We start from the raw sequence: 6082 nt of genomic DNA on the forward strand, positions 1-6082 counted from the left end.
TCGAATATGCCGCAGAAGGTCGATTACGCTACGGTGGACGACGCAGCCTTGGTCGCGGCGGCGAAGGAAGGCGACATGAGGGCCTTCGAGGAATTGGTGTCGCGCCATCGTGAGAAGATTTATTCCCGGGCCTACAGCATGCTGCGGAACGAGGAGGAGGCGATCGATCTTTCGCAGGAAGCGTGGGTCAAGGCATGGCAGAGGCTGAGCCAGTTCCAGGGCGAATCCAGTTTTGCCACTTGGATGACCCGGATCACAATCAACCTTTGCCTGGACGAGCTGAGGAAGCAGAAACGCACGCGCTCCGAGTCGATGGACCAGATGGAAGAAGAGTCTGGCGGAATTGACCGTCATCTGCCCATAATGACCGTGAACCCGACCGAAGGAATGGAGCGCGAGGAATTGCGCCGTCAAATCGACACGGCCATGGGACAGTTGTCTCACGAACATCGCACCGTGCTCATCTTGCACGAATTTGAAGAGTTGGAATACAAGCAGATCGCGCAGCGGATGGACTGCTCCCTCGGGACAGTCATGTCGCGCCTGTTCTACGCCCGGCGCCGCCTGGCCGGACTGCTGGACGCTTTGAAGAAAGAACGGAAATCCCCATGAATGATCCGGTGCTTAAGATTCAAGCTCTGACCGACGGTGAGTTGGACCCGTCCTCCGCCGCCGCTTTGGAACGGTCGTTGGACGCGCGGTCGCGCGAGCTTCGCGACCAATTGCTCTCGCTCAAGACCGCGCTGCGGGGCAACGAACGGGTCCACCCACTCCCCGTCAGTGCGGACTTTTACTGGCAGGGCATCGAGCGGCGAATCTTGCAGGAGGAGCGCCAGCGGCAGCCGGCTCCGGCCGCCGAAACCCTGCCCTTCCCGATATTTTTGATTCGCCGAGTTCTGCCGGTTTTGGGCACGCTGGCACTGGTGCTGGCCATTTCCATGACCCTTTGGTTGCCGATGCGCGGCGAACGCGTCGCGAGCCTGGGGACGAATCATGATATTGAAAACACGTCCGAGGACATTTCCACCATGTCGTTTCGTTCGGAGTCCGAAGGCATCACAGTCGTATGGGTAGCCGCCCGTGATTTCGAATGAAGGCGGTTGATCAAGTCTCCATGCGCACGGTTGCTTCTTATTCTTTACGATCCTGGTTCACCGTCTGGCTTGCCTGGGCCGCGTGGCTCTCCACCGCGCATCCGGCGGCCGCCGCAACGCTGGTGGCGGGTCCCGCGGAGCCGATCCGGCTGCAGGCCCGCTTGGTGTGGGGAACCAACGGCGAAAAGCCGCCCAAGAACGATCTCACCGAACTCAACGACAAGCTCCAAGCCAAGCTGCGGGGCGTGTTCAAATGGAAGAACTACTTTCAGTGCCACAACGAAAAATTCGAAGTGGCAGGCACCGCGACCAAGCGAGTCAAACTCAGTGACCAATGCGAGATCGAAGTCGAGAACCAGGGCGGGTCCTGGGTCGAGGTGAAGCTCTACGGTCAGGGCAAGCTGGTGGTGAAGAAGCGCCAAATGTTGACGCCGGGTGAATTACTCGTCCTGGCCGGCGACGGCAAAGATGACACCGCTTGGTTCGTCGTGCTTTCACTCGACGCCAAAGGCAAGAACTCTTAGGCCTTTCCCATGCATGCCGCACCGGCATCGTCAGCTCCGACGCCCGCCCGCGAGGGACCCGGAGTGCGTCCCGGCCCGAATCTCAAGGGACCCTCCTCCGATCCGTTGACAAGGGAGATCCGGGAGCTGAAGCGCCAACTGAACGCGGTCATCCTGGCCCACAATTATCAAGTGTCCGAGATTCAGGACGTCGCGGATTTTGTCGGAGATTCGCTGGGACTTTCACAACAAGCCGCGAAAACGCCCGCCGAAGTCATCGTCTTCTGCGGCGTGCATTTCATGGCGGAGACGGCTAAGATCCTGAATCCACACAAGACCGTGCTCCTGCCGGATCTCGAAGCGGGATGCTCGCTTGAGGCGAGCTGTCCGGCCGATTCATTGGCGGCTCTCCAAGCCCGCAATCCGAATTTTTACACCATCGCCTACATCAACTGCAGCGCCGCGGTGAAGGCGTTGAGCGACGTCATTTGCACGAGCGGCAACGCGGTTCGCATCGTGGAAAGAGCCCCTCGCGATCACGATTTGCTTTTCGTGCCCGATGAAAACCTGGGCGCCTGGGTCATGGAACAGACCGGGCGGCCGATGACGCTTTGGAAGGGCAACTGCTACGTTCATGTGGAATTCACCCACGCCAGCATCAGCCGCATCCGGCGTGACCATCCCGCAGCGCCCCTGGTCGCGCATCCGGAATGCACCCGCGCCGTGCGATTGCTGGCCGACGTCGTGTGCTCGACGGAGAAGATGGTGGATTATTGCCGGCACAGCCCGGCTGCTTCCATCATCGTCGCCACGGAAGCGGGAATGCTGCACCGGTTGCAAAAGGAGTGCCCGGACAAGTCGTTCATTCCCGCTCCCACGGACCATTGCCGCTGCAACGAGTGCCGGTTCATGAAGATGAACACGCTGGAAAAGCTTCGCGATTGCATGCGGAACGGGGCTCCGGAAGTTCGATTGAACCCGGACGTTTTGCAGCGCGCCCGCGCACCCATCGACCGCATGCTGGAGTGGTCCGCCGTCCCGCTGGCGAATGCGGGTTGATTGCGTGTCTGCGCCTGCGACGCCATCCCCGGCTCGCCGGATCCGCGTGGCGGACTCGGCGGAAGCGCACCCCGGTCGCACGGTCGCGTTCGAGTTCGAAGTGGCGGGACGTTTGCGGGCCGGATTTGCCGCGTGCCACGAAGGCCGCTGGGTGGCTTACGAAAACGAATGCCGCCACATCCCGCTCACCCTCGATTACGGGGACCAACGATTTTTCACCGCCGACGAAAAGTTTTTCATCTGCCAGACGCATTCGGCCCTCTACGATCCCTTCACCGGGCTTTGCGTGCGAGGACCCTGTGAAGGCGACCGCTTGAAACCGTTGCGCGTGGATGCCGAAGCCGATGGATTATGGTTGCAGATTCCTGAAAACTAAGGCCGGGATCGGCAGCATGTTTTTCTCCCTCATGCGTTCATGAAATTCATCCCCGACGTGTGGTCAATGGTGCGAATGGGGCCGGTCGTCTCGGTCGCGGCGGTGCTGTTCATGGCGGGTTGCGTCAGCAACCCGGGTCCCCGAGGGCCCGTCTCTCTCTCGCAGGGAGGCGACGCGCAGCCGCCCACCGCCGTTTTTCGCGCGGAGAAAATCGCCGCCATGGACCAAGCGATCGAATCCACGATTCGGGAAGGGCTGATTCCAGGAGGCGTGCTGTGGGTGGAGAGGAAGGGTCAGCGTTACGTGAAAGAGTATGGATCGAGATCCATCGAACCCGCTCGTGAAGCCATGACCCTCGACACCGTCTTTGACGCTGCTTCGCTCACCAAAGTCGTGGCTTGCGCCCCCGCCGTCATGCTGCTGGTTGAACGGGGGCGCTTGCGACTCGACGACCCCGTGGCCCGCCATATCCCCGAGTTTTCCAGCGGCGGCAAGGAGAAGATTACGATCCAACAACTCCTGACGCACACTTCAGGACTGCGTCCAGGGGTGGAAACGCGGCCCGCTTGGTCCGGTCGCGACACGGCGATCCGGATGGCTTGCACGAACGCGCTTCAATCCCCGCCTGGAACGGTGTTTCGCTACAGCGACATCAACTTTTTCCTGCTGGGCGAGGTGGTGCGGCGAATCACCGGCCAAGAGCTGAACACGTGGGCGGAGAAGGAACTCTTCCGTCCTCTCCAGATGCGGGACTCGATGTTTCTGCCGGCCGCGGAAGCGCTGAACCGGATCGCCCCCACGGAAAAGGTGGACGGCCGTGTGCTCCGCGGCACGGTTCATGATCCCACGGCCCGTTTCATGGGTGGGGTGGCGGGCCATGCCGGCCTGTTCACCACCGCTGCGGATCTGGCGCGGTTTGCCCGCATGATGCTGCGCGAGGGCGAACTCGACGGCGTCCGGGTTTTCCTTCCGGAAACCGTGCGAGGGATGACCTCCGTGCAGACGCCGGAGCACATTTCGGCGCGACGTGGATTGGGGTGGGACATCGATTCGGGCTACAGCCGACCGCGGGGCAAATGGTTTACGCTGGGTTCGTACGGCCACACCGGATTCACGGGAACATGCCTTTGGATCGATCCCTTCTCGGAAACATTTTGGATGTTTCTCTCGAACCGGGTGCATCCAGACGGCAAGGGCAACGTATTGCCACTGCAGGCGAGGCTGGCGGATCTGGCGGCGGAGTCGATCGCGGATTTCAACTTTGCCGGAGTGCCCGGCTCCCTGCCGCCGCGACCGGCGAGCGAAACTCCAACGCGCCCTTCAAGCGGCGCATCGAATTTGCAAGTGCTCAACGGGATCGATGTACTGGCGAGGGACGGCTTCCGGCCGCTGCGGGGCAAGAAGATCGGATTGATCACGAATCACACGGGTCATGATCGCAATCGAAGATCCACCATCGACCTGCTCTTCGAGGCCTCTGAAGTCAAGCTGGTGGCCTTGTTCAGCCCTGAGCACGGCATCCGTGGAGCACTGGATAGCAAGGTCCCCGATGAGGTGGATGCGAGAACGAGCCTGCCGGTCCATAGTCTCTACGGTGATCGCCGCGCTCCTTCGCCGGACCAACTCAAGGGGTTGGACATGCTGGTGTTTGACATTCAGGACATTGGGTGCCGGTTTTATACCTATATTTCAACCCTTGGATTATGCATGGAAGCAGCCGCCAAGGCGGGGGTGGCGGTGATGGTTCTGGACCGGGCCAATCCCATCAACGGGCGCCTGGTGGAGGGGCCGGTCTATACGGGGCCGTCTTCATTCGTGGCCTTTCACCGCTTGCCCATTCGGCACGGCATGACGGTGGGAGAGTTGGCGCGGCTCTTCAATGGGGAGAGAAATTGGAAGGTCGCGCTTACGGTGGTGCCTTGTGAGGGATGGAGCCGTGAGAGGTGGTTCGACGAGACCGGCCTGCCTTGGACGAATCCGTCGCCTAATATGCGCACCCTGACTGCGGCCATGTTGTATCCGGGAATAGGACTCCTGGAAACCGCGATTTCGGTGGGACGGGGAACCGACACTCCTTTTGAAATCGTGGGAGCGCCGTATGTGAACGACAGGCAGTGGGCGGCAGAACTCAATGCGTTGAGGCTGCCCGGGATTCATTTCGTGCCCGTTCAGTTCACACCGAAAGCCAGTGTGTTCAAGGACCAGCTTTGCGGAGGAGTTCGGATGATCGTGCTCGATCGGGAAGCTCTGAGTCCGGTTGAAATCGGCCTCGCCCTCGCGCTGTCACTTCAGAAGAACTATCCAGGCGAGTTTGCCTTGGGGAAAGTCTCAACCCTTCTCCTGCACGACCCCACCCTTCACGCCCTCGGTTCACAGAAATCACTTCCGGTCATCAAACAGGCCTGGAACGAGGAACTCGAAACCTTCAAGACCCGACGCCAAGCTTACCTCTTGTATCGTTGAGTGAGGCGAGGTGACTCCCAACGGCTTACTTCTTGTCAGACCTTCTTCGGGCCAAGAAAAGGAAGGACATAAGCAGCATGGCGCCCGCGCTCCCGGCATCGGGCACTGCGGGCTTGACCCCGTAAATGGCTTGGATACCCGCAATGTCGTCCGCGCTCAGAGTTCTTCGCGCGCCGGCATAGACGGGCTCCATGACGGCTCCGAAAACTCCGGTATGGGCCAGACCCAGAGCATGCCCCATTTCGTGAAGCGCCACGGTGTAGATATCGATGGTCAGGTCGCCAGGAGCGTCGAAAGGATCATCCACCCAGAGCCAAGGAACTCCCGGAGCCGCGAACAGATCGAAATGGATGTCCCCCGCAATCGATCCACCGGGACCAAAAATGGCTTCCGTTCCCGGTTGAAAGGCGTGGGCGAGCACTCCGCTAGCGCCAATTTCCCAGGCCGCGACTCGAATATCACCGAGGTGGCCCCCAGCGGCATCCAGAGCACCGGCATCAGCGCCACCGTCCGCAACTTCACCCAGATTGGTGAGATTCGCGACCGAAGCCCACACATTGAACACGTCGTCGATAAGATCTTTGTAA

General features: G+C 60.6%; 7 protein-coding genes. 6 read left to right on the forward strand and 1 reads right to left on the reverse strand.

The window, feature by feature from the left end; genetic code table 11:
• Positions 1-6 precede the first annotated feature (6 nt).
• The 6 genes from FJ404_06475 to FJ404_06500 are packed head-to-tail and all read left to right on the forward strand — an operon-like array spanning position 7 to position 5495.
• The gene (locus tag FJ404_06475; protein ID MBM3822516.1) at positions 7-612 is read left to right on the forward strand and encodes a sigma-70 family RNA polymerase sigma factor; all 606 of its coding nucleotides are present in this window, start codon (positions 7-9) and stop codon (positions 610-612) included.
• The gene (locus tag FJ404_06480) at positions 609-1094 is read left to right on the forward strand and encodes a hypothetical protein (protein ID MBM3822517.1); all 486 of its coding nucleotides are present in this window, start codon (positions 609-611) and stop codon (positions 1092-1094) included. Before FJ404_06475 ends, FJ404_06480 begins: the two co-directional genes overlap by 4 nt.
• Positions 1091-1618, forward strand: coding sequence for a hypothetical protein (locus FJ404_06485; protein ID MBM3822518.1), 528 nt, complete (start codon positions 1091-1093; stop codon positions 1616-1618). The genes FJ404_06480 and FJ404_06485 overlap by 4 nt, the downstream gene beginning before the upstream one ends.
• Before the next feature lie 9 nt (positions 1619-1627).
• Complete coding sequence (nadA, locus tag FJ404_06490; GenBank protein MBM3822519.1) at positions 1628-2656, forward strand: quinolinate synthase NadA; 1029 nt, start codon at positions 1628-1630, stop codon at positions 2654-2656.
• The gene (locus FJ404_06495; protein MBM3822520.1) at positions 2646-3032 is read left to right on the forward strand and encodes a Rieske 2Fe-2S domain-containing protein; all 387 of its coding nucleotides are present in this window, start codon (positions 2646-2648) and stop codon (positions 3030-3032) included. The genes nadA and FJ404_06495 overlap by 11 nt, the downstream gene beginning before the upstream one ends.
• A gap of 39 nt (positions 3033-3071) precedes the next feature.
• Positions 3072-5495 (forward strand): DUF1343 domain-containing protein, encoded by a 2424-nt coding sequence (locus FJ404_06500; GenBank protein ID MBM3822521.1) that lies wholly within the window; start codon positions 3072-3074, stop codon positions 5493-5495.
• A 25-nt stretch (positions 5496-5520) separates the two neighbouring features.
• Here FJ404_06500 and FJ404_06505 read toward each other — a convergent pair.
• A partial coding sequence (locus tag FJ404_06505; protein ID MBM3822522.1) for a matrixin family metalloprotease occupies positions 5521-6082 on the reverse strand: 562 nt, incomplete at its 5' end.

The sequence above is a fragment of the Verrucomicrobiota bacterium genome (genome assembly GCA_016871495.1).
In the GTDB taxonomy this organism is placed as follows: Bacteria; Verrucomicrobiota; Verrucomicrobiia; order Limisphaerales; family VHDF01; genus VHDF01.

Bases quoted from the DNA above. Each gene is read 5' to 3' on its own strand.
- FJ404_06475 (MBM3822516.1), top strand. From the start codon at position 7: ATGCCGCAGAAGGTCGATTACGCTACGGTGGACGACGCAGCCTTGGTC.
- FJ404_06480 (MBM3822517.1), top strand. From the start codon at position 609: ATGAATGATCCGGTGCTTAAGATTCAAGCTCTGACCGACGGTGAGTTG.
- FJ404_06485 (MBM3822518.1), top strand. From the start codon at position 1,091: ATGAAGGCGGTTGATCAAGTCTCCATGCGCACGGTTGCTTCTTATTCT.
- nadA (MBM3822519.1), top strand. From the start codon at position 1,628: ATGCATGCCGCACCGGCATCGTCAGCTCCGACGCCCGCCCGCGAGGGA.
- FJ404_06495 (MBM3822520.1), top strand. From the start codon at position 2,646: ATGCGGGTTGATTGCGTGTCTGCGCCTGCGACGCCATCCCCGGCTCGC.
- FJ404_06500 (MBM3822521.1), top strand. From the start codon at position 3,072: ATGAAATTCATCCCCGACGTGTGGTCAATGGTGCGAATGGGGCCGGTC.